Below are 20,500 nucleotides of genomic sequence, written 5' to 3'. Positions count from 1 at the left end.
CGCGCGCAACCGGAGGACATCCCATGCGTTTCGGTACCGTTGCCGCGGCGGCAGTGCTTGCCGTATCCGTCCTGACCGGCCCCGCTGCCGCGCAGGCACAGGGCTATCCCGCCAAGCCCATCCGCATCGTGGTGGGCTTTCCCACCGGCGGCGCGCCAGACACGCTGGCGCGCATCGTCTCGGAGAAAATCTCGCCCGCCTGGGGCCAGCCGGTGGTGGTCGACAACAAGCCCGGCGCCGGCGGCAATATCGGCGCCGAGGCCGTGGCCCACGCGCCGGCCGACGGCCATACGCTGGCGCTCGGCACCGTCGGCACGCATTCGATCAACGGCGCGCTGTACAGCAAGATGCCGTACGACATGGTCAAGGACTTCACGCCGGTGATCCTGATCGCCTCGACGCCCAACGTGCTGGTGGTCAATCCCGGCGTGCCGGCGAAGAACGTGGCGGAGCTGATCGCGCTGGCCAAGGCCCGGCCCGGCGGCCTGACCTTCGGCACGCCAGGCATCGGCACCTCGCCGCATGTGGCCGGGGAAATGTTCAATACGATGGCGGGCGTCAAGATCACGCACGTTCCCTACAAGGGCCGCGCCATGGCCATTCCCGACCTGCTCGGCGGCCATATCACCATGATGTTCGACAACCTGCCCTCGGCCCTGCCCGTGGTGCGCGAGGGCAAGCTGCGCGCACTCGGCATCACCAGCGCGAAGCGCTCGGCCTCGGCGCCGGATATCCCGACGCTGGCCGAGCAGGGCCTGCCGGGCTTCGAGGCGGATTCCTGGTTCGCGGTGTTCGCGCCGGCGAATACGCCGAAGGAGGTGGTGGCCAAACTGAATGCCGAGCTCAACCGCATCTTCACGCTGCCCGAGGTGCAGGCGAAGCTGAAGACGCTGGGACTTGACCCGGTGCTGGGCACGCCGGAAAAGCTGGCGGCCTATCAGCGCCAGGAAATCGCCAAGTGGGCGAGGGTGGTGAAGGAGTCGGGGGCGAAGGCGGAGTAACACCGTTTGCCACCGGCTTTCCAGCTACTGCTGGTGTACTCCCTCTCGCGCAAGCGGGAGAGGGGAGCAAACCGGCCGCGTCTCAGCGCATTCCCATCTACGCATCCGGCTCCACCGCCTCCCGCACCGCCGTCTCTCCTCCGGGATCGCGCAACCGGCTCAGGCTGATCATCGCCCCCACCGCCGCCACCGCCGCCGCCACATACAACGCCATGCGCGCCGCGCTGTCCGGCGACAAGCTGAACAGCAGCGCCACCAGCGCCGTGCCGGTGGTCTGCCCCAGCAGTCGCGTGGTGGCCTGCGCGCCGCTGGCGCCGCCGCTGCGCTCCGGCGGGGTGGCGCCGATCATGGCGCGGTTGTTGGGGGACTGGAAGAAGCCGAAGCCGGTGCCGCACATGGCCATGCGCCAGGCGATGTCGAAGCTGCCGGCGTCGGGGCCCAGCGTGGCCAGGCCGACCAGTCCGCCGCCCAGCATGACCAGCCCGATGCCGGCGAGGATGCTGGCCGGATAGCGGTCCGACAGCCGGCCCGAAACCGCCGCCATCACCGCCACCATCAGCGGCCACGGCGTGATCAGCAGGCCGGTCTCCTGCAGCGAGCGGCCGAGCTGGTATTCGAGAAAGAACGGCAGCGCGATAAAGGACAGCATCTGCGTCATGAACGAGCAGAACGAAGTCCCCACCGCCAGCGCAAAGGCGCGGCTGGCAAACAGGTCGACCGGCACCAGCGGCGCGGCGCGGCCGCGCTGGCGCCGCACCAGCAGCCAGCCCAGCCCCACCGCGAGCGCCACGCCCGCGCAGCCGGCCAGGCGCCAGCCGGGATGGCCGAGGCCGTCGACGCTCAGGATAAACATGCCGAACACCAGCGCCGACAGCAGCGCGCTGGGGTAGTCGAACCCGCGCGGCTGCGGCGGCGTGTTCGGCAGCGCGGTACGGCTCAGCGCCAGCGCGGCGATGGCCACCGGAACATTGACCGCGAACAGCCAGGGCCAGCTGGCCACCGCCAGGATCAGCGCGCCCAGCGATGGCCCCACCGCGATGGTCACGCCCACCACCAGCGCATTGAGTCCGATGCCGCGGCCCAGCCGCGTGGGCGGGTAGATAAAGCGCACCAGCGCGGTGTTGACGCTCATGATGCCGGCGCCGCCGATGCCCTGCAGCACGCGCGCGGCCACCAGCATCGGCAGGTTGACCGACAGCGCGCACAGCAGCGACCCCACCAGGAAGGTCGCCAGCCCCGCGCGGTAGACCCGCTTGTAGCCCAGGATGTCTCCCAGCGACGACAGCGGCAGCAGGCATACGGTCACCGTCAGCTGGTAGGCGTTGACGACCCAGATGGTGCTGGCGGGATCGGCCTGCAGTTCGCGCGAGATCGACGGCAGCGCGATATTGGCGATCGAGCCGTCGAGCACGGCCATGATCAGGCCGAAGAAAACGGTGAGGATGGCCCAGGTGCGCTGGGGCTGGGGCAGGCCTTGTTCTGGCGGCATGGGGGAGACATTGGAGACAATGCCGCGCCCGGGTCGGATCGGATCGGCCAGGCGGGCCACGGCGCGGCGTTGCCATTATGGTCGCGCGTGCGGCTGCTCGCAAATCCGCCAATTGTGGTAAGGCGCTGCCGTCGGCGGTCAGGGCCCCGCCGCGGCGCCGAGCGCGTAACGCTGCAGCCGCTTGTAAAGGATGTCTGCCGCTTCGGCCATGGCCGGGGCCCAGCCTGGGGCCGCCTCGCACAATGCCTCGAGGTCCTGGCATTGCCTGACGATGGACTGGCGCCGCACGATCATGAAGGCGCCTGCCGCGGCATGCACCCAGTGGCGCAGGCCGGCCGGGTCCTGCTGCGCGAGGATGCGGGCCAGTGCCGGCAGGTCTTGCTGCAGCTGCCGGCGCAGCATGTCTTCGTAACGGCGGCGCGGGGCCTCCCCTGTGGTGGCCGGGTCGCGCGGTTGCGCGCAGGCGGCGGCATCGGTCGCGGCGCGAGGCAGGCCGCGCAGGCAGGCTTGCAGGTCCTGCAGCGAGGCGGGCTTGGCCAGGTAGCCGGAGAACCCGCGCAGGCGCCAGTCGTGCTCGGGATCGCTGCAGGCCACGGCGCTGAAGGCTATGACTGGCAGGCCCGGATACCTGGCCTGCACGGCGTGCAGCAAGGCGTGGCCGTCCATTTCCGGCATATGCAGGTCGGTCAGCAGTGCGTCGACGCGTGTGCGCGCCAGCACCGCCAGTGCCTGCCTGCCGTTGCCCGTGACGATGGGGTGGCAGCCGATTGCCTGCAGTTGCTCGGCGACCAGGGACTGGTTCAGCGGGTTGTCCTCGGCGACAAGGATGGTCAGGGGCGCCGCCGCGGGTGCGGGCAGCGCGGGCAGCGCGGGCGTGGGGGCCGCGGGCATGGGGATGGTCGCCTGCTGGGTGGCGCCGGTGGCGGCTGCCACGGCGTCGAGCAGCGCGCGATGGCTGAATGCCGACGCCTCCAGCATGCCGGCGCCATGCTGCTGCGGGCGATGCGGACCGTCGGCCGTCAGCCACACCAGCGGCGCGGACTGGCGCAGCGCATCCAGCGCCGCTGGCGCAAAGTCTTCGGTCGCGACCACGGCAGCGGGCGCATTGCGCTGCACGCTGTCCTGCGCCAGGGCGATGGAGGCCACCGCCTCGGTGTGCCACCCCGCGGACTTGAGCCATCCTTCGATCGACGCGCCGGCGCGTTGGTCCTGCGACAGCACCAGCACACGGCCGCTGTGCGTCACGCTCGCCGCCGCTGGCGCGTGCGGCGCTGCATCGGCCGGCGCCAGCGGCACCGACACCGTGAACGCGCTGCCAACGTCCGGCACGCTGTTGACGACGATGCTGCCTCCCATCAGCTCGCACAGCCTGGCGCAGATCGACAACCCCAGCCCGGTGCCGCCATAGCGGCTGTCGGCAGCGGCATCGCCCTGCACGAACGGCTGGAACACGCGCGCCGCCAGTGCTGGTGTCATGCCGATGCCGGAATCGCTGACGCGGCAGACCAGCCGCTGCATGCCATGCGCATCGGCCTGCAGCTCGCCGCTCAGCGTGATGCGGCCGCTGGCGGTGAACTTGAAGGCGTTGTTCAGCAGGTTGTTGAAGACCTGCACCAGCCGCGTGCGATCGCCCACGACTTCCGTGTCGAGCGTCGGCGACAGCTGCAGGCAGAAGCGCAGCGGGCGGCCCGCGACCATGGGCGCATAGGCGAGCGCCAGGCTCTCCAGGGCTTCGACGGGACGGAATGGCGCATTGACCAGCGCCAGCTGCCCCGCGTCGATCTTGGAGAAGTCCAGCACATCGTTGACGATGCGGCGCAGCGATCCGGCGGCGGTCTCCAGCGCGCGCAGCCGCGCCGCGTGCGGCTCCATGCCGCCGCTGCGTGCCAGCAGTTCGAGGTTGCCCAGCAGCGCGTTCAGCGGCGTACGGATCTCGTGGCTCATCGCGGCAAAGAAGGTCGAACGCACCCGCAGCATCGCTTCGGTGGCCTGCTGGGCGGAGCGCAGCTGCTGCTGCAGCGCCTCTTGCGCGGTGCAGTCCAGCACCGCGCAGAACAGCACGGCTTCATCGCGGTAGCGCGCCGGGGCATAGGTGACCTGCAGGAAGCGCGGTGCCGCCGCGGCGGGGCCGGGCGCTTCCCCGGCCGCGACGGTGACGCTGCAGACCGAGGCAGGGCCGCCGCCGGCGCCGCAAGGCAGCCGCCCCAGCGCCCCGGCCACCGCGGCCGGCAGCGGTTCGTGCGGCCGCGCCGGCAGCAGCGATGCCGCCAGCGGATTGCAGGCCAGCACGGCGTAGTCGTGCTGGCGCACGATGCACAGGCCGACCGGCGTGGCACTGACCAGCACCTGGTTCATCAGCTCGCTTTCCAGCGCGCGCCTCGCTTCGGCATGCGAGCGCCGCAGCAGGTGCCGGCTCCAGTAGTGCGCCGCGAGCACGATGGCAACGGTCAGCAGCAGCATGGCGGCGCCGATCACCGCCAGTTCGGCCGCCAGCGCGTTGAACAGCAGCCGGTATGGCAGGTGGTAGACCAGCAGGCCGAAGCCGGGCTGCAACGGCTGCACCAGCACCACGCCCGAGCGTGTCAGGCGCAGCGCGTTGTGCGGCAGGCCGCGGACCCGCGCAGCGATGTCGCGGGCGCTGGCCGAGGTCAGCGTGCCGGCATGCGGCCATACGTCGATCAGGCGGTCCGCGTCATTGAGCAGCGCCAGGCCGGCGTGGTCCTGTGGCGGCGGCAGGCCGGCCAGGAACGCCTGCAGCGGCACGCAGGCGGCCACCAGCATGGTGGCCGAGTCGCCGGCATAGGCGGCGCTGGCCAGGACCATGATCGGGCTGTCGTCCACGGGGTCGCGCAGCGGCCCCAGCCAGACGGTCTGGTCGCGCGCCGGCACGGGGTGGCCGGTGCGCTCCAGCAGCGCGCCAGTCAGCTGCGCGCGCAGGCGCGGGATCAGCGCCGGATCGAGCGCCAGCGGCGCGCGCGCGCCGGCTTCGGGCTGGCGGATCACGACCGCGCTGTCCTCGTCCAGCGAGACCGCGTAGGCGCCATGGTCCAGGTCGAAGGCCTGCTGCGTGGCCACCGCTGCCAGCGCGACCTGGCGCAGCCGCGCGAACTCGGTCGGCAGCCTCGCGCCCCAGGCCTGGCGCGTGGCGTCGCCGGCCAGCAGATGGTAGTCCTTGCGCACGGCCTCGACATGGACGCCAGCCGCGCCGGTGCGGCGCAAGGCCTCGACGTCGGGGTCGCGCGACGGGGCCGCGATGGCGGCGCGCAGATGGTAGCGGATGCTGAGCGCGGTGCGGCGCACGAACGAGGCTTCGTTATGCAGCCGCTGCGATACCGTGCCGACATACTGCGCGACCTGGCTGCGCCGGTAGTCCAGGTGCTGGTCCGCCGCCAGCCCGGCCAGCAGCGTGCCCGAGCACAGCACGATGGCGATCAGCGCGGCGATGGTCACCGAGTACAGGTGCTGCTGCCGGCGGGCGTGGTCGGCCAGCGCGTCGAAGGTGCCGGCCAGGGTGTCGCGGGTGCGGTCGGGGTCTTGCTGCATCGCCCGCGCGGTCAGATCAACCCGCTTTCATAGGCGTAGCGGATCAGGCCGGTATTGGTCTGCACCCCGAGCTTGCGCATGGCCACGGTCTTCTGGCTGGAGATGGTGCTGACCGAGCGGCCCAGCTTGGCGGCGATCTCGGTCAGCTGCGCGCCCTGCGCATAGAGCCGGATGACTTCGAGCTCGCGCTGGGTCGGCTCCCGCGCGGGCGTGCCGGGCAGCGCCGCGCGCTGCAGCACCGCGTGCACCGCGGGCGAGCAGAAGCAGCCTCTGCCGAACGCGGCGTGGGCGCAGGCGCGCACCACTTCCTCGAGCGGATCCTCCTTGCTGACGAAGCCGCGCACGCCCAGCTTCATCGCGCGGCGGACGATGGCGGCATTGGAGCGGGCGCTGATCACCACCACCCGCGTCGCCGGATGGCGCCGCGCCAGCCGGCTGAGCAGGTTGAAGCCGTCCAGCGAGGCATCGCCTTGGCCCATGCAGAAATCGGTGATGGCGATATCGGCCGGGTGCCGCGCCAGCGTGCCGAGCAGCTCGGTGCCGTTGCGGCATTCGGCGCTGATCTGGACGCGCGCGCTGCGCTGCAGGCAGTCGCGCAGCGCGGCCACCACCAGCGGGTGGTCATCGGCCAGGGCAACGCGCAGGACTTGGTCGTTCATGGGCAATCTCCGGGTGAGACGGCAACCGGGTTGCGGCTGCGGGCGCCGTGCGGTGGCGTCATCACAAGACTCGGATTCTGGCCAGATTCAGCGCCTCGCTGAATCGGAATTCGGCTAGTTCGCGGATGCCGTGGGATCGCGCAAAGGACCGGATCCGGCCAATGCAATGACATCTCTGGAAGATAAGCGGCAGTCCGCGCCGGCTTGACTCGGGTTTGCGCAGCACTCCGGCCCTTGTCTTGCGATACAGCCATTGCGGGAAATCAATGCACGCCAAAGTGCCGCCGTGGCGACATCGCCGGCCACACGCGCCAGGCACATGCCGGTGGAGCGGGATTTTGGCGTTTGGCGGCACGGACCGCTGTCCTAGAATGAAGCTGACACGCGCCCCGCGGCGTGTGCACCGCGTGGGGGAATGCCATGCCCGTCTATCAATACCGCTGCGAGAAGTGCGGCCATGTGTTCGAAAAAACCGAACATCTCGCGGAACATGCCTCTGCCCATCCACCGTGCCCGAATTGCGGCAGCCAGTCCGTGCAGCACGCACCGGCGCCGTTCGTGGCGGTGACCCAGCGCAAGAGCTGAGTCTCTAACAACAAGATCCCAGGAGGGTGCGCGCGCGCCGCCGGCCGGATGCCGGCGCGCGTGCTGCTTTATGCGTGGCGCCTGCGGTGCCACGCGCGTTCGCGCTGCGCGCAAGCGGCGATCTCAACCTTGACGGAGGATGCCATGGCAACGAGACCGTTCACTGAATTTCCCGCCGACGAGCAGCAGCAGGTCCTGGACGCGTGCAGGCATGTCGGGCTGGCGGCGGAGATGTTCGATATTACCGACGACCACGACGGCGACGGCGCGCGCCGCGTCAGCGTGCGCCGCGTCGGCACCGACAAGACCAGCGTCTATGAAGCCGGCGCCGGCACGTCATGGATGGAAGAGTTCGAGAGCGACCTCGAGTGCGGCCTGTACGGGCCGATCACGGTGTAGCGGCGCCGCCGGCGCGGCTCAGTGCCGTCCGCGCTCGCCGGTGCGCGACACCACCGAGGCGCCGGCGATCAGCTCCTTGAGCAGCGCCAGCGAGGCCCCGCCGCCGGTGCGGTAGGGATCGAGCTCGGCGCGCGCGGAGAACTTGAGCAGGGTGGCGGTATTGAGCCGCGCCGCATTGACCTGCCCCATCGCCCAGCCGGCAAAGTCGCGCGTGCAGGTTTCCTCGAAATGCAGCAGGGTCACGTCGTGGTGGCGCGGATCGCGCGCGATCGACTGGAACAGCTGCGAGACCTCCTGCCGGTCGCCCTCCAGCGCCTGCAGGAAGATGCCGTTGCCATGGCACAGCACGCCGGTGATGCCGTGGCGCGGATTGCGTTCCAGGCTGGCGGCCAGGATGGCATCGAGCAGGGCGGCATCGATGGCCTGGCGGGCACGGCTGGCATAGAGCAGGCGGACTAGCATGGTCGTGGCGCTCCGGTAATGGCGCTCCGTGTGGCGGCAGGGCCCGGACGGTCAGCCCCGGTTATTGTTCAGCAGCGTGAGGAATTCGCGGCGCAGGCTGTCGTCCTTCAGGAACGAGCCGCGCATCACGCTGTTGGTCATCTTGGCGTCGGTGTCGCGCACGCCGCGCCAGTGCATGCAGAAGTGCTCGGCCTCCATCACGATGGCGAGGCCGTCGGGACTCATCTTTTCCTGCAGCAGGTCGGCCACCTGCGCCACCGCCTCTTCCTGGATCTGCGGACGGCACATGATCCATTCGGCCAGCCGAGCGTACTTGGACAGCCCGATCAGGTTGGAATGCTGGTTCGGCATCACCCCGATCCACAGCTTGCCGATGATCGGGCACAGGTGGTGCGAGCAGGCGCTGCGCACGCGCAGCGGGCCCACGATCATCAGTTCATTGAGCTGGCCGACGTTGGGGAATTCCGTCACCGGCGGGGCCTTGGCATAGCGGCCGGCGAAAATTTCCTTCAGGTACATCTTGGCCACGCGGCGCGCGGTTTCCTGCGTGTTGTGGTCGTTGTCGACGTCGATCACCAGTGCCCGCAGCACGTCCTGCAGCCGGGCCTGAACCTCGGCCTGAAGCTGCTCCATTTCACCCGGCTCGATATAGCGGGCGATATTGTCGTTGGCGTGGAAGCGCTCCTGCGCGGCTTCCAGCCGCGCGCGGATGCGGGCCGAGACACTGGCGGCGGCGTGACCGGCCTTTTCGCCGACCCTTTCGTCGGCGTTGCTGTCCTTTGCGCGGTGCGCTGCGTCCTTGCTGTTCATGGATTGGGTTGGTGATGACGTGAATGGCTGCGCAGCGGGTGTGTGCCGGATTCACTATATGGCAGATGCCGTGGCCTCACAACCCGCGCGGTAGCAGGAAAACGAGGTCCCGGTGGGCCGGATACGCCACAACGAAAGGGCTTTCCATGAAGAGTTCGTGACATCGCTCAAGCCCGCCACGCAGGGCGCCGACAAGCCCACATAATGTCCGCATAACACCCAGGCAGCCCATTGCAGGCTGCCGGCACCCGGCCGCGGCCAAGCGCGGCCTGACGCTTTGTCGGGATCCACCTCATCATGCCGATCGCCTTTCCGTGCAGCAGCCTGATGTTGCTCCATGTGGTGACAGTGCCGGTACCGGCCACGCCGGTGGAAACCGGTGTCGCGGAACACCATGCCAGTGCCGTGCGCCACGGCGCGGGCGGACTGCGCCGGCCATTGTCGCCGGCGCCGCGCAGTCCCGCGGCGCAGGTTCCCGCCAGCGGCTGAGGCCGACCGCCTAAAGCAGCAGCAGCGCCAGTGCCGGCAGCATGGCCGCCGGCATCACCACCGCGCCCACGCGCAGGAACTGGCCGGCGCTGACCATATGCCCCTCGCGCCGCAGCGCAGTAAGCCACAGCAGCGTGGCGAGCGAGCCGGTGACCGAGAGGTTGGGGCCCAGGTCGATGCCGACCAATACCGCGCCGCTGACCGCGTGCGAGGCTTGCCCCGCCGCCAGCGCCGAAGCCCCGATCAGTCCGGCCGGGAGGTTGTTGACGACATTGCCCGCCAGCGCCACCACCGCGCCAACGCCCAGCAGTGCCAGCGCGCCGCCGTCGCGCGAGGCCGCCGCGACCGCGTCGGCAAGATGGCGAATCACCGCGGTCTGCTCCAGCGCCGCCACCAGCACGAACAGGCCGGCCACCATCGGCAGCACGCTCCACGACACCTCGCGCAGCGTCGGCCACAGCAGTTCGCGCCGGGTAGCGCAAACCAGCAGCAGCGTGGCCACGCCCGCGGCGCAGGTGGGCCAGCCCAGCGCGTTGCCGCGCAGCGAGGCCACCAGCAGCACCAGCCCCGTCAGCACGATGCCGAGCGCGCTCAGCCACGCTTGCCGCGACAGCGGCGGCACCGGCACGTCATGGGCGATGGGTTCGGCCAGCGCCGCGCGCTGGGTCCACCACAGCGCCGCCAGCGTGGCCAGGATCGCGGCCAGCGACGGCAGGGCGAAGCTGGCCAGCCATCCGGCCAGCGGCGGCATGCGCTCGCCGAAGATCACCAGGTTGGCCGGGTTGGAGATCGGCAGCACGAAGCTGGCCGCGTTGGCGATAAAGGCGCAGGCGTACAGGTAGGGCAGCGGCTGGCGCACGCGTGCGGCACGGGTCGCGGCCAGCACTGCGGGCGTCAGCACCACGGCGGTGGCGTCATTGGACATGAACGCCGTCACCAGCGTGCCGAAGCCGTACACCAGCAAAAACAGCCGCGGCGCCGAGCCGCGCGCCAGGCGCACGGCGAGCGCGGCAACGTGGTCGAACAGCCCGGTCTTGCGGGCCAGTTCCGAGATCAGCATCATGCCGGCCAGGAACAGGTACACGTCGTAGCCGCGCAGCACCGCGGCGAAGGCCTCGGGCAGCGCCATCAGGCCGGTGGCGCACAGCAGCAGGGCGCCGCCGGCAGCCCAGAAGGCTTCGGGCAGGCGGAAGGGGCGGAACAGGACGCCAGCGGTGGTCAGCGCGGCGACCGACCAGATCAGCAGCGGGCTGTGGCTGGACATCGGGTACGGGACGGAAATCGGGAAAGCCGGGAGTTTACAGCGGATTCTCGGCAGGCGCTGCCGGCGTGGCGGCGGCTGGCGCCGCGCTGGTGACGGGAGTGGGTGTCGCCGGAGCCGCCGGCGACGCCTGCGAGGTGCCGTCGAGGTTGCTTGCGACCGGATCCGTCAACGGCTGGCTGGCTGGCGCCGTGGCGGGCGCCGGCGGCGGGAAGCCGATAGCGGCGCTGCCCTGGCTGCCGTCGGCATTCTCTGCGTACATCCAGTCGCCGCCCGCCTGCACGAGGCCGGCGGGCGCCTGCATGTCGGCCTCCGGCACGCCGGCCAGGCGGCCCTCCATGTAGGCGGCCCACACCGGCAGCGCGGTGGTGGCGCCGAACTCATGCTCGCCCAGGCTGCGGTTGTCGTCATAGCCCATCCACGCCACCGTGACCACGCCGCCGCCATAGCCGGCGAACCAGCCGTCGACCGAGTCGTTGGTGGTGCCGGTCTTGCCGGCCACGTCGTGGCGGCGCAGGTAGCGGCGCACGCCGGTGCCGGTGCCGGTGTCGACCACGCTGCGCAGCAGGCTGTCCATCACGAAGGCGTTGCGCGCGCTGATCACGGGCGGCGGCGCGGGGCGTTCCTCAGCGTCCTGCGCGGCGCTGAACAGCACCTTGCCGTCGCTGTCGGTGATGCGCTCGATCAGGTAGGGCTCGACGCGGTGGCCGCCGTTGGCGAATACGCCATAGGCCGCGGCCAGGCGCAGCGGCGAGGTGGTGCCGGAGCCCAGCGCCAGCGGCAGGTAGCGTGGCAGCCGCCTGGGCGAGAAGCCGAAGCGGCTGGCGAATTCCACCGCATAGGGGATGCCGATCGCCTGCAGCGTGCGGATCGCCGGCAGGTTGCGCGATTCGGCCAGCGCCTGGCGCACGCTGATCGGGCCGACAAAGCGCCCGTCGTCGTTGGACGGCTGCCAGCGCGAACCAGCCGGCAGCGGCGCGTCGTTGATCAGCGTGCCGGGCGACACGCCGCGCTCCAGCGCCGCGGCATAGACGAAGGGCTTGAAGGTCGAGCCCGGCTGGCGCAGCGCCTGGGTGGCGTGGTTGAAGCGGCTGGCGGCGAAATCGGCGCCGCCGACCATGGCCTCGATCGCGCCGGTGCCGGTGTCGAGCGACACCAGGGCGGCCTGCGGCCCTTGCGACAGGTCCTTGACGAACTTGCGGTGGCGGCGGGCGTAGCGCTCCAGCCCGCCGTGCACGGCATCGTAGGCCAGGGTCTGGCGCACCGACGACACCGTGGTGTAGACATTGAGGCCGCGCGTGTAGGCGTCGTCGCCGAAGCGCTCGCGCGCGAGCTGGCGCGCCAGCTCGGCGACGTACTCCGCATGGCCGGCAAAGCTGCCGGGGCTGTCGTCGCTGATGGCCAGGCGCGCGGCGCGGGCTTCGCGGTAATCGTCCTGGCTGATCATGCCCAGCGCCAGCATGCGCCCCAGCACATACTCCTGGCGCCGCTTGGCGCGCGCGAAATTGACCACCGGGTTCACCGCCGAAGGCGCCTTCGGCAGGCCCGCCAGCATTGCGGCCTCGGCCAGCGACAGCGCCGCCAGCGGCTTGCCGAAGTACGCATGCGCGGCGCTGCCGAAGCCATAGGCATGCTCGCCCAGGTAGACCTGGTTCATGTACAGCTCCAGGATGCGGTCCTTGGGCAGCGCGTGGTCGATGCGCCAGGCCAGCAGCATCTCGTACCATTTGCGCGCCAGCGTCTTCTCGCGCGACAGGTAGAAGGCGCGCGCCACCTGCATGGTGATGGTGGAAGCGCCCTGGGCGTAGCCCTGGCCGAGGTTGGCCAGCGCGGCGCGGAACACGCCGGGGATGTCGATGCCCTGGTGCTGGTAGAACTGGTCGTCCTCGGCCGCGAGCAGAGCCTGCACCATTTGCCTCGGGATCTGCTCGAAGGGAATGAACTCGCGGTGCTCGCTGCCGAACTCGCCGATCTGGACGTTGTCGCTGGTGTAGATGCGCAGCGGCACATCGGGCCGGTAGTCGCGCAGCGCATCGACGGGGGGAAGCTGCCGCAGGCTGACCACGGCGGCAAAACCGGCCAGCAAGGCACCGGCCGCAGCCAGCGCCAGTGCGGCGCCGCCTGCCTTGACTGCGAATTTTTTCATGGGCCGCATTTTACCCGCTGCAACTGACCGACCCGGCGGCCGGCTCAGCGGTTGGCCGCCAGCGGCAGCGGATTGCCCAGCTCGTCATGGTCGACCGGCTGCGGTGCGGGCGCCGCTGGCGCGGCCTGCGGTGCCGGCCGGGCCGGTGGCCCTGGCTCCACCGGCTGAGGCCCGGCCTGGACCGCGGCCATGCGCAGGCGCGCCTGGCTGTGCTGGCGCGCGAAGTCGCAAAGCGACAACCAGGTTTCCTCGCGTTCGATGATGGTGAAGTGATCGGTATCCGGCACGGTCTGCAGCGCCACCGGGCCGGGCCAGGCCGCCATCAGCCGTTCGGAGCAGGCGTGCGGCACCACTTCGTCGGTGGCGGCCAGCAGCACCTTGGTGCTCTGCACGACCTTTTTGCAATGCGAGATCGAGTCGAAGTGGTGGCGCATCAACTGGCGCAGCGGCACCAGCGGAAAGCGCTTGCGCACCAGCTCGAGCAGCGAGTCGTAGGGGGTGATCAGCTGCAGGCTCTCGAAATCCTGCAGGTCGGCCAGCTGGATCGCCACGCCGGTGCCCAGGCTGCGGCCCACCACATGCACGCGGGTGTCGGGGAACACGCGCCGCACATGCAGCAGGAACTGGCTGGCGTCGGCCACCGCGGCGCCCTCGGACGGGCGCCCGTCGGAGTGGCCCAGGCCGCGGTAATCGTAGGTGGCGAAGCCCATGCCGGCAGGCAGCCAGCGCGCGTACTGCAGCGTTTCCAGCACATCCTCGCCGCGGCCGGGCAGGTAGAACAGCAGGTCGCGCACGGTGTCGCCGGGCGCGTGGTAGATATAGCCGCGCACCACGCCGCCGGGAATCAGGTGCGAATAGCCGATGATGCCGTCGGGCAGGTCGCGCGGCGGCCGCCGGCGCGCGTCGAACAGCAGCCGGTCCTGGTTCAGCGTCAGGTAGGTCCAGTAGCAGGCGAAGCCGCTGGCGGTCATCAGCGCGGCCGCCAGCGCGCGGCGGGTGGTCAATGGCATGGCATTCGTCAGTGGCCGCGGCCAGGCGTGGCGCGTGTGCGCCGGCCTTGCCGCCCAGCCGCGCAGCCTACCTTATTTTTGCCGGCGGCGTGGCCGCGGCGCAAGCCGGCCCGCGCAGTTCTTGTACGATATGCCTCATTCGGGCGCGCGCACCCCACCGAGACGACGCGCCTTCAGGGAGCCAACCGGCATGAGCGAACAGAAACACGAGCAATACCGCGCCGAAGAGGCGCAGGCCATGGAACGCGTGGTTGCGGCCACGCGGCAGGTGCAGGTCGCCTTCACGGCGCTGCAGGCCCACTATCCGCCGCAGGGCAGCGGCAAGCCGTCGAAACTGGCGCTGCAGACCTTCGACGCGGCACTGCAGGCGCTGGAGGACGCGCAGGCGACCTTCGACGAGATCCTGAACGACCTGCTCGACGAGAAACGCTGAGCCGCAGGGCCGCAGGGCCGCAGGGCCTTTTGAGCTTTTGGGCTTTTGGGCCCGCATCGGCCTGGCAGGCTGCGTAGTACGCGGCGGCGGCCCTCGGCGGAAAAGCATCACGACCGTCGTTCCCGCCTTCGCGGGAATGACGATCATGAGCGGAACGGCGTGACGCCGCTACCGCGGATTGTGTTGCCCAACCTCCGCCACAAAATCGTCCCCCTCCGGCAAGCCCAACGAAAACTTCACCGGAAAACTCACCGCAATCCCGCCCTCAAGCTGCCGCACCACCCCCCGCGCCCGCACATGCGCATCCTCGAACAACTCGCCAGCACCCAGCACCGGCGAGAACGGGATATCCAGCGGTGCAAAGAAGCCCTCCCATTCCGCCAGGTCGCGCGTGCGGAACACCGCCGCCAGCAGGTCATTGACCTCCACCTTGTGCCCACCGCGCCCGGCGCGCGTGGCCAAGCGCGGATCGCGCAGCGCGGGGAACGCGTCGCCCAGCGCCGCGCACAGGTTGTCCCAGAACTTGTTCTCGAGGATGCCGAGCGCCAGGTGCCGCCCGTCGCGGGTTTCGAACAAATCGTTTTCCGGCATCACGGTGGGTGAGGCCCGGGGGCAATCCTCGTGTGCGCGCGCAGTCCACGCACCAGGGGCGGTCCACGACAGCACGGCATCGTGGATCGACACATCGAGATGCTGCCCCTGTCCGTGCTGCCGCGCGCTCATGATCGCCACGGCCAGCGATAACGCCGCATAGCCCGACGCTGCGTAATCCGACACCCGCACGCGCGGGCGCGAGACTGCATCGTGGACCTGTACCGGCGTGGCCCAGTACCCGGCCAGCGCCAGGTAGTTCAGGTCATGCCCGGCGTGGCTGGCGTACGGTCCGGTCTGGCCGAAGCCTGAGACCGAACACAGCACGATGGCCGGATTGACCGCCGCCAGCGCCTCGTAGCCCAAGCCCAGGCGCGCCATCACGCCGGGGCGGAAGCCTTCGACCACGGCGTCGGCATCACGCACCAGGTCCAGGAACGCGGCGCGGCCGGCGTCCGATTTCAGGTCCAGCGCCACCGAGCGCTTGCCGCGATTGAACTGCGCATACACATGCGCGCCCAGCTGGCGCGCGGTGTCGCCGCTGCCGGGCGGCTCGACCTTGATCACCTCCGCGCCAAGCTGGCGCAGCAGGCTGCAGGCGTGCGGGCCGGGCAGCAACTGGCTGACGTCGAGGATGGTGACGTCGTTCAGGCAAGACCATGCTGGCTTCATGCGGAGCCTCAGGGGAAAAGGAGAAAACACAAGCGCCGCATGCGCGGCGTGGCGTGCGGCGCAGGGAGCAGGCCAGCTGTATCAGCCCAGGTCGCCGGTCATGCCGATCGACTTCATCAGGTCGCCATAGCGCGCGTTGTCGCTGGCCACCATGGTGCCGAACTGCGCCGGCGACGCGCTGCGGCGCAGCTCGCCGGCATTGGCCTTGAGCTGGGCGTCGAACACGCCGGCGGTTTGCAGCGCGCGCACCGCGGCGTGCAGCTTCTGCGCCAGCTCGGCCGGGAAGTTGGCCGGCGCGAACAGGCCGCTCCAGTTGTCGATGACAAAGCCAGGCGGCAGCGCTTCGGCCATGGTCGGCACGTCGGGGAAGTAGGGCGAACGCGCGGCAGCGGTGACGGCCAGCACCCTGACCTGGTTGTTGCGCACGTACTGGGTCGCCGTGCCCAGCACCGGCATGCCGAACTGGGTCTGGCCGGTCAGCATCGAGGTGAGGATCTCCGGCGCGCCCTTGTAGGGAATATGCACCGCGTCGCAGCCGGTCTGGTGCAGCATGGTCTCCACCGCCAGATGGGCGATGCTGCCCTTACCGCCGGAGCCGTAGTTCAACTTGCCCGGCTCCTTCTTCATCGCCGCGACCAGCTCGGCCGCGGTCTTGTAGGGCGAGGACATGGGCACCACCAGCGCCGACGGCCCGCCCGACAACGCCGTGATCGGCGTGAAGTCCTGGGTTGGGTCGTACGGCATCTTGCGGTACATGTGCACGTTGATGACGTGCGAGTTGGCCAGGATGCCGAGCGTGTAGCCATCGGGCGCGGCGCGGCGCAGCGCGCCGGCGCCGATGATGCCGCCGGCGCCGGGCATGTTCTCGACCACCAGCGGCTGGCCGAGCTTCTTGCCCAGCTCTGCCGACAGCGTGCGCGCGGTGTTGTCCGGCGTGCTGCCGGCGATAAACGGCACGATCAGGCGGATCGGGCGGGTGGGGTAGGGGGATGCGGCGCTGGCGGCGCGGGCCGGCAGCAGCAGGCTGCCCAGCGCGGCGGCGCCGGCGGTGGCAAGCCAGTTTCGGCGGTTCATGCTTGGTCTCCGTGGTCTTGTCGTATTGTGCTGTGGCCGGGAACCGGATGCTGGCGGCGACCGCGCCGCCGGCACGGTCAGGCTTTCTGCTGCAGCGGTTCCAGGATAGCCCGCGCGATGGTGTTGCGCTGGATCTCGCTGGTGCCGGTGAAGATGCGGAACATGCGCAGCTTGCGGAAGGTCTGCTCGACCGGATGGCCGCGCGTGACGCCGACATTGCCGTGGATCTGCACGGCCTTGTCGGCCACCTCGAAGCAGCGCTCCGAGACGAACAGCTTGCACGCCGCGGCCTTCATGCGCAGGTCGGCGCCGGCGTCGGCCAGCGCCGCGGTGTGCGCGATCATGCTTTCGCAGGCCCACAGCGCCGCTGCCATGTCGGCCAGCATGTGCTGGATCGCCTGGAAGCGCGCGATCGGGCCGCCGAACTGGCGGCGCTGGCCGGCATATTCCACCGATGATTGATACGCCCGCATGGCCAGCCCCAGCATGCTGGGGCAGTGCAGCAGGCGGTTCACGTTGATGCGCGACATGCCCAGCTTGAAGCCGTTGCCCTCGCCGCCGAAGACGTTGGCGCGCGGCACGCGCACATTGTCGAAGCGGATATCGCCATCGATATGCTGGCCGGACATCGGCACGTATTCGTTGGTCACGGTTACGCCGGGCAGGTCCAGGTCGACCAGCACCGCGGTGATGGCCGGCGGCGTGGCGGTGGCGTCGGTTACGCACATGACGATGGCGAAGTCGGCGAAGGGCGCGCCGCTAATGTAGTGCTTGCCGCCGTTGATGACCAGCTCATCGCCGTCGGCCACGGCAGCGGTCTTGATGCTTTGCGCATCGGAGCCCGAATGCGTTTCCGTCAGCGCGAAGCAGGTCGACTTCTCGCCTCGGATCACCGGCTTGAAATACCGCTCGAGCTGCTCGGGCGTGGCGTACTTCAGCATGTTGCCGACGCGCGGCGGGCCGCCCAGGTCGCCCAGCACGTGCGCGGCCAGGGTCGAGCCGCTCGCGGCCAGGTCGGCCTTGAGCGCGCATTGTTCCTGGATGTTCAGGCCCTTGCCGCCGAGCGCGGTGGGCAGGCAGGCGGCGTAAAAGCCCAGCTCGCTGGAGCGGCGCCAGACCTGGCGCAGGGTCTCGCGCGGCCACGGGTCCTCGGAACCCAGGCCGAGCTCCTGTTCGAGCGGGCGCAGCTCTTCGTCGATAAAGCGGCGGATGCCGGCACGGGTTTCCAGCAGGACGGGGTTGGTCAGGTGGTCGAACATGGCGGTTTCCTCGGTGCCTTTCCGGCTTCAGTTGACGCGGCGTCCGACGCCTTGCCAGTAGCGTTCGCGCACGATCTTGCGGGCCAGCTTGCCGCTGGCGTTCTTGGGCAGCTCGGCGACAAAGTCGACCGAGCGCGGCGACTTGTAGTCGGCGATGCGCTCGCGGCAGTGCGCGATCAGCTGCTGCGCGGTGGCCTCGCGGCCGGGGCGCAGCGTGACCACGGCCTTGACGCTTTCGCCCCAGGTGTCGTCCGGCACGCTGATGACGCAGGCCTCCAGCACGTCGGGGTGCTGGTACAGCGTGGCCTCGACCTCGGTCGGGTAGACGTTGAAGCCGCCGGAGATGATCATGTCCTTCTTGCGGTCGACCAGGTAGAGATAGCCGGCCTCGTCCACGCGCGCCATGTCGCCGGTATGCAGCCAGCCGTCGACCAGGGTCTCGCGCGTCAGCGCGGGCTCGTTCCAGTAGCCGTGGAATACGTCGTCGCCGCGGATCACCAGTTCGCCGATCTCGCCCACGGCCACTTCCTTGCCGTGCTCGTCGACCACGCGCACTTCGGTCTCGCCCAGCGCGCGGCCGCACGAGGCCAGGCGCTCGGGATGGTTGGCAATGGCGTCGGCATGGTCGCTGGTGGACAGCCGCGTGACGCCGGAGGTCGATTCGCTGGCGCCATAGCCCTGCGACAGGATCGGGCCGATGCGCTCCCAGGCCTCGCGGATGCGTGCCGGCGCCATCGGCGCAGCGCCGTAGGCCAGCGTCTTCAGGCTCGACAGGTCGGCCTGCGCCAGCGTGGGCTCGGCCAGCAGCATGTTGATCATGGCCGGCACCATGAACACATGGGTGATGCGCAGGCGCGCGACTTCGGCCAGGAAGTGCGCCGGCTCGAATTTTTCGAACAGCACCAGCGTCGCGCCCACATACAGGTAGGGCTGCATCAGCATGCCGGAGGCGTGCGTGACCGGGCCGATCAGCGCCAGCCGGTCGCCCGGGCGGGCGGGGCGGTCCATGCCGGACACCATCTTGCGCAGCGCCGCGATGCGGTTGCCGTAGCTTTGCATGGCCGCCTTGATCTTGCCGGTGGAGCCCGACGAGAAATGCAGCACGGCCAGGTCGTCGGCCGCCGGGGTGATGTCGGGTGCGGTGGTGCCGGCGTTGGCCAGCAGCGCCTCGTATTCGACGTAGCCGGCGGGCGCCGCGCCGATGGCGATAAAGGTCTCGATGCTGCCGAAGCCTGCCGTGGCGCGGTCGTAGCCGGTATAGCCGGGGCCTGCGATCAGCACGCGCGGGGTGCAGTTGTCGACTACGTCGCTGGCCTCGGCCGCGGTAAAGCGCGGGTTGAGCGCGGCCTTGACCAGGCCGGCCTTGTACAGCGCGCATTCCAGTTCGACCAGCTCGGGCCGGTTGCGCGACTGCACCGCGACGCGGTCGCCGGGGCGCAGGCCCAGCGCCAGCAGCGCATTGGCCAGCCGCGTCGAGCGTTCGTCGAGCTGGCGATAGGTCACCACCTGGTCCTGGTAGAGGATGGCGGGCTGGTCGCCCCAGTAACGCGCGGCGCGGCGCAGGAAATACGCGAAACCCATGCTGTCTCCGTGTAGGCTGAATGATCTTGCTGCACGCTCGGTGGTGTGCTCGTGCGCTGTAGTCTGTAAGATGGCGGGCATCACCACAATGAGGTATTGGCTATAAAGCCATAACCGTCGGGAATGTGAGGCAATGGAGACGCGGGATATCGAATACATCCTCGCCGTGGCGGCGCACGGCGGCATCGGGCGGGCCGCCGAGGCGCTGGGGATCAGCCAGCCGGCGCTGACCAAGGCGGTGCAACGGGTGGAAGCGCAGGCGGGGCTGCCGCTGTTCGAGCGCACCGCCAACGGCATCGCCGCCACCTACGCCGGCACCCGCTTCCTCGAGCGCGCGCGGCGCATCCAGCTGGAGTACCAGGACGGCATCAAGGAGATGCTGGGCATCCGCACCGGCGAGCAGGGCATCCTGCGCGTAGGCTATTCACCGTCGATCCCGGGCGATGTGATCCTGGGCGCGTGCCAGCAGCTGGTGCGCGAGCGGCCGGTGGCGCGGTTGCGGCTGCGCCGCCGGCTGGCGCGCGACCTGCTGGATCTGCTGGCGGCCGGGGAAGTGGACATGGCGGTGGCGCCGACCCCGTCCGGCGCGCTGGCGGACACTTTCGCGGTGCAGCCGCTGTTCGACGACCGGCTGGTGGTGGTGGCGGACCAGGGCCACGCGCTGCTGCGGCGGCGCAAGCTGCGCCTGGCCGACCTCGCCGAGCAGGAATGGCTGCTGCCCGAACGGCATATCACGCTGCGCCAGCAGGTCGACGCGGCGTTCCGCCAGCGCGGCCTGCCGGAGCCGCAGCCGCGCATCGAGATCGACTTCGGCAGCAGTTCGCTGTTCGCGCTGATGCAGGGCACGCAGATGCTGAGTATCGCGAATGCCGGCGGCGAGGCCATGCAGCGCGGGCTGCGCGTGCTACCGCTGGGTGTGGAAGAGCTCGACCTGCGCCGGCGCATCGGCGTGGTCACGCGCGCAGGCGCCTACCTGTCGCCGCTGGCCCAGCGCCTGACGGTGCTGCTGCGCGAGCACAGCGGCTAGGGGGCGCGA

Annotated in this window: 18 protein-coding genes; 6 read left to right on the top strand and 12 right to left on the bottom strand. The window is 70.1% G+C overall.

Features of this window, described 5'->3' with window-relative positions:
- Positions 1–23 precede the first annotated feature (23 nt).
- Positions 24–1,001 carry a Bug family tripartite tricarboxylate transporter substrate binding protein gene (locus tag CBM2588_RS27255; RefSeq protein ID WP_115683368.1) on the top strand — a complete coding sequence of 326 codons (978 nt, stop codon included), beginning with the start codon at positions 24–26 and terminating at the stop codon, positions 999–1,001.
- A gap of 97 nt (positions 1,002–1,098) precedes the next feature.
- Here the strand turns inward: CBM2588_RS27255 and CBM2588_RS27250 are convergent, their stop codons facing one another.
- The 3 genes from CBM2588_RS27250 to CBM2588_RS27240 form a co-directional block, all read right to left on the bottom strand.
- Complete coding sequence (locus CBM2588_RS27250) at positions 1,099–2,490, bottom strand: MFS transporter (RefSeq protein WP_115683367.1); 1,392 nt, start codon at positions 2,488–2,490, stop codon at positions 1,099–1,101.
- 138 nt (positions 2,491–2,628) lie between these two features.
- Positions 2,629–6,033, bottom strand: coding sequence for an ATP-binding protein (locus CBM2588_RS27245; RefSeq protein ID WP_115683366.1), 3,405 nt, complete (start codon positions 6,031–6,033; stop codon positions 2,629–2,631).
- An 11-nt stretch (positions 6,034–6,044) separates the two neighbouring features.
- Entirely contained in the window at positions 6,045–6,692 is a 648-nt protein-coding gene (locus CBM2588_RS27240) for a response regulator transcription factor (protein WP_115683365.1), read from the bottom strand.
- A gap of 420 nt (positions 6,693–7,112) precedes the next feature.
- Here CBM2588_RS27240 and CBM2588_RS27235 point away from each other — a divergent pair, with 420 nt between their 5' ends.
- The gene (locus tag CBM2588_RS27235) at positions 7,113–7,277 is read left to right on the top strand and encodes an FmdB family zinc ribbon protein (protein WP_018008406.1); all 165 of its coding nucleotides are present in this window, start codon (positions 7,113–7,115) and stop codon (positions 7,275–7,277) included.
- A 144-nt stretch (positions 7,278–7,421) separates the two neighbouring features.
- Positions 7,422–7,676: a hypothetical protein gene (locus CBM2588_RS27230; protein ID WP_115683753.1), complete on the top strand. Its 255-nt coding sequence runs from the start codon at positions 7,422–7,424 to the stop codon at positions 7,674–7,676.
- Between the two features lie 18 nt (positions 7,677–7,694).
- Here the strand turns inward: CBM2588_RS27230 and CBM2588_RS27225 are convergent, their stop codons facing one another.
- Together CBM2588_RS27225 and folE are read right to left on the bottom strand one after the other, a co-directional pair.
- Positions 7,695–8,138, bottom strand: a complete 444-nt coding sequence (locus tag CBM2588_RS27225; protein WP_115683364.1) for a BLUF domain-containing protein — start codon at positions 8,136–8,138, stop codon at positions 7,695–7,697.
- A 51-nt stretch (positions 8,139–8,189) separates the two neighbouring features.
- Positions 8,190–8,948, bottom strand: coding sequence for a GTP cyclohydrolase I (gene folE / locus CBM2588_RS27220; protein WP_115683363.1), 759 nt, complete (start codon positions 8,946–8,948; stop codon positions 8,190–8,192).
- A gap of 297 nt (positions 8,949–9,245) precedes the next feature.
- Between folE and CBM2588_RS27215 the strand changes: the two genes are divergently transcribed.
- A complete protein-coding gene (locus tag CBM2588_RS27215; protein WP_062803446.1) occupies positions 9,246–9,437 on the top strand; it encodes a hypothetical protein in 192 nt (63 codons plus the stop codon).
- Between the two features lie 10 nt (positions 9,438–9,447).
- Here the strand turns inward: CBM2588_RS27215 and CBM2588_RS27210 are convergent, their stop codons facing one another.
- The 3 genes from CBM2588_RS27210 to CBM2588_RS27200 are packed head-to-tail and all read right to left on the bottom strand — an operon-like array spanning position 9,448 to position 13,854.
- Entirely contained in the window at positions 9,448–10,701 is a 1,254-nt protein-coding gene (locus CBM2588_RS27210) for an arsenic transporter (protein WP_115683362.1), read from the bottom strand.
- 34 nt (positions 10,702–10,735) lie between these two features.
- Complete coding sequence (locus CBM2588_RS27205; RefSeq protein ID WP_115683361.1) at positions 10,736–12,844, bottom strand: penicillin-binding protein 1A; 2,109 nt, start codon at positions 12,842–12,844, stop codon at positions 10,736–10,738.
- 44 nt (positions 12,845–12,888) lie between these two features.
- The gene (locus CBM2588_RS27200) at positions 12,889–13,854 is read right to left on the bottom strand and encodes an alpha/beta hydrolase (RefSeq protein ID WP_115683360.1); all 966 of its coding nucleotides are present in this window, start codon (positions 13,852–13,854) and stop codon (positions 12,889–12,891) included.
- 190 nt (positions 13,855–14,044) lie between these two features.
- Between CBM2588_RS27200 and CBM2588_RS27195 the strand changes: the two genes are divergently transcribed.
- Positions 14,045–14,287, top strand: a complete 243-nt coding sequence (locus tag CBM2588_RS27195; protein ID WP_010812795.1) for a hypothetical protein — start codon at positions 14,045–14,047, stop codon at positions 14,285–14,287.
- A gap of 168 nt (positions 14,288–14,455) precedes the next feature.
- On the opposite strand, the gene CBM2588_RS27190 is transcribed toward CBM2588_RS27195, so the two are convergent.
- From CBM2588_RS27190 to CBM2588_RS27175, 4 genes are all read right to left on the bottom strand, one after another.
- Positions 14,456–15,550 carry a CaiB/BaiF CoA transferase family protein gene (locus tag CBM2588_RS27190; protein ID WP_115683359.1) on the bottom strand — a complete coding sequence of 365 codons (1,095 nt, stop codon included), beginning with the start codon at positions 15,548–15,550 and terminating at the stop codon, positions 14,456–14,458.
- 81 nt (positions 15,551–15,631) lie between these two features.
- A complete protein-coding gene (locus tag CBM2588_RS27185; protein WP_115683358.1) occupies positions 15,632–16,624 on the bottom strand; it encodes a tripartite tricarboxylate transporter substrate binding protein in 993 nt (330 codons plus the stop codon).
- Between the two features lie 77 nt (positions 16,625–16,701).
- Positions 16,702–17,883 (bottom strand): acyl-CoA dehydrogenase family protein, encoded by a 1,182-nt coding sequence (locus tag CBM2588_RS27180; RefSeq protein WP_115683357.1) that lies wholly within the window; start codon positions 17,881–17,883, stop codon positions 16,702–16,704.
- A 27-nt stretch (positions 17,884–17,910) separates the two neighbouring features.
- The gene (locus CBM2588_RS27175) at positions 17,911–19,464 is read right to left on the bottom strand and encodes an acyl-CoA synthetase (RefSeq protein ID WP_115683356.1); all 1,554 of its coding nucleotides are present in this window, start codon (positions 19,462–19,464) and stop codon (positions 17,911–17,913) included.
- 133 nt (positions 19,465–19,597) lie between these two features.
- Between CBM2588_RS27175 and CBM2588_RS27170 the strand changes: the two genes are divergently transcribed.
- The gene (locus tag CBM2588_RS27170; protein WP_115683355.1) at positions 19,598–20,491 is read left to right on the top strand and encodes a LysR family transcriptional regulator; all 894 of its coding nucleotides are present in this window, start codon (positions 19,598–19,600) and stop codon (positions 20,489–20,491) included.
- Positions 20,492–20,500 lie beyond the last annotated feature (9 nt).

The organism is Cupriavidus taiwanensis, from assembly GCF_900250075.1.
GTDB lineage: Bacteria > Pseudomonadota > Gammaproteobacteria > Burkholderiales > Burkholderiaceae > Cupriavidus > Cupriavidus taiwanensis_C.
The sequence above is the reverse complement of the archived record's forward strand: the minus strand, read 5'-3'. Positions and strand labels throughout refer to the sequence as shown.

What these genes read in the sequence shown, in the direction of transcription:
- CBM2588_RS27240 (WP_115683365.1), bottom strand. Translation starts at nt 6,692, where the DNA reads ATGAACGACCAAGTCCTGCGCGTTGCCCTGGCCGATGACCACCCGCTG.
- CBM2588_RS27175 (WP_115683356.1), bottom strand. Translation starts at nt 19,464, where the DNA reads ATGGGTTTCGCGTATTTCCTGCGCCGCGCCGCGCGTTACTGGGGCGAC.
- CBM2588_RS27210 (WP_115683362.1), bottom strand. Translation starts at nt 10,701, where the DNA reads ATGTCCAGCCACAGCCCGCTGCTGATCTGGTCGGTCGCCGCGCTGACC.
- CBM2588_RS27200 (WP_115683360.1), bottom strand. Translation starts at nt 13,854, where the DNA reads ATGCCATTGACCACCCGCCGCGCGCTGGCGGCCGCGCTGATGACCGCC.
- CBM2588_RS27195 (WP_010812795.1), top strand. Translation starts at nt 14,045, where the DNA reads ATGAGCGAACAGAAACACGAGCAATACCGCGCCGAAGAGGCGCAGGCC.
- CBM2588_RS27185 (WP_115683358.1), bottom strand. Translation starts at nt 16,624, where the DNA reads ATGAACCGCCGAAACTGGCTTGCCACCGCCGGCGCCGCCGCGCTGGGC.
- CBM2588_RS27225 (WP_115683364.1), bottom strand. Translation starts at nt 8,138, where the DNA reads ATGCTAGTCCGCCTGCTCTATGCCAGCCGTGCCCGCCAGGCCATCGAT.
- CBM2588_RS27180 (WP_115683357.1), bottom strand. Translation starts at nt 17,883, where the DNA reads ATGTTCGACCACCTGACCAACCCCGTCCTGCTGGAAACCCGTGCCGGC.
- CBM2588_RS27255 (WP_115683368.1), top strand. Translation starts at nt 24, where the DNA reads ATGCGTTTCGGTACCGTTGCCGCGGCGGCAGTGCTTGCCGTATCCGTC.
- CBM2588_RS27235 (WP_018008406.1), top strand. Translation starts at nt 7,113, where the DNA reads ATGCCCGTCTATCAATACCGCTGCGAGAAGTGCGGCCATGTGTTCGAA.
- CBM2588_RS27245 (WP_115683366.1), bottom strand. Translation starts at nt 6,033, where the DNA reads ATGCAGCAAGACCCCGACCGCACCCGCGACACCCTGGCCGGCACCTTC.
- CBM2588_RS27205 (WP_115683361.1), bottom strand. Translation starts at nt 12,844, where the DNA reads ATGAAAAAATTCGCAGTCAAGGCAGGCGGCGCCGCACTGGCGCTGGCT.
- folE (WP_115683363.1), bottom strand. Translation starts at nt 8,948, where the DNA reads ATGAACAGCAAGGACGCAGCGCACCGCGCAAAGGACAGCAACGCCGAC.
- CBM2588_RS27215 (WP_062803446.1), top strand. Translation starts at nt 9,246, where the DNA reads ATGCCGATCGCCTTTCCGTGCAGCAGCCTGATGTTGCTCCATGTGGTG.
- CBM2588_RS27250 (WP_115683367.1), bottom strand. Translation starts at nt 2,490, where the DNA reads ATGCCGCCAGAACAAGGCCTGCCCCAGCCCCAGCGCACCTGGGCCATC.
- CBM2588_RS27170 (WP_115683355.1), top strand. Translation starts at nt 19,598, where the DNA reads ATGGAGACGCGGGATATCGAATACATCCTCGCCGTGGCGGCGCACGGC.
- CBM2588_RS27190 (WP_115683359.1), bottom strand. Translation starts at nt 15,550, where the DNA reads ATGAAGCCAGCATGGTCTTGCCTGAACGACGTCACCATCCTCGACGTC.
- CBM2588_RS27230 (WP_115683753.1), top strand. Translation starts at nt 7,422, where the DNA reads ATGGCAACGAGACCGTTCACTGAATTTCCCGCCGACGAGCAGCAGCAG.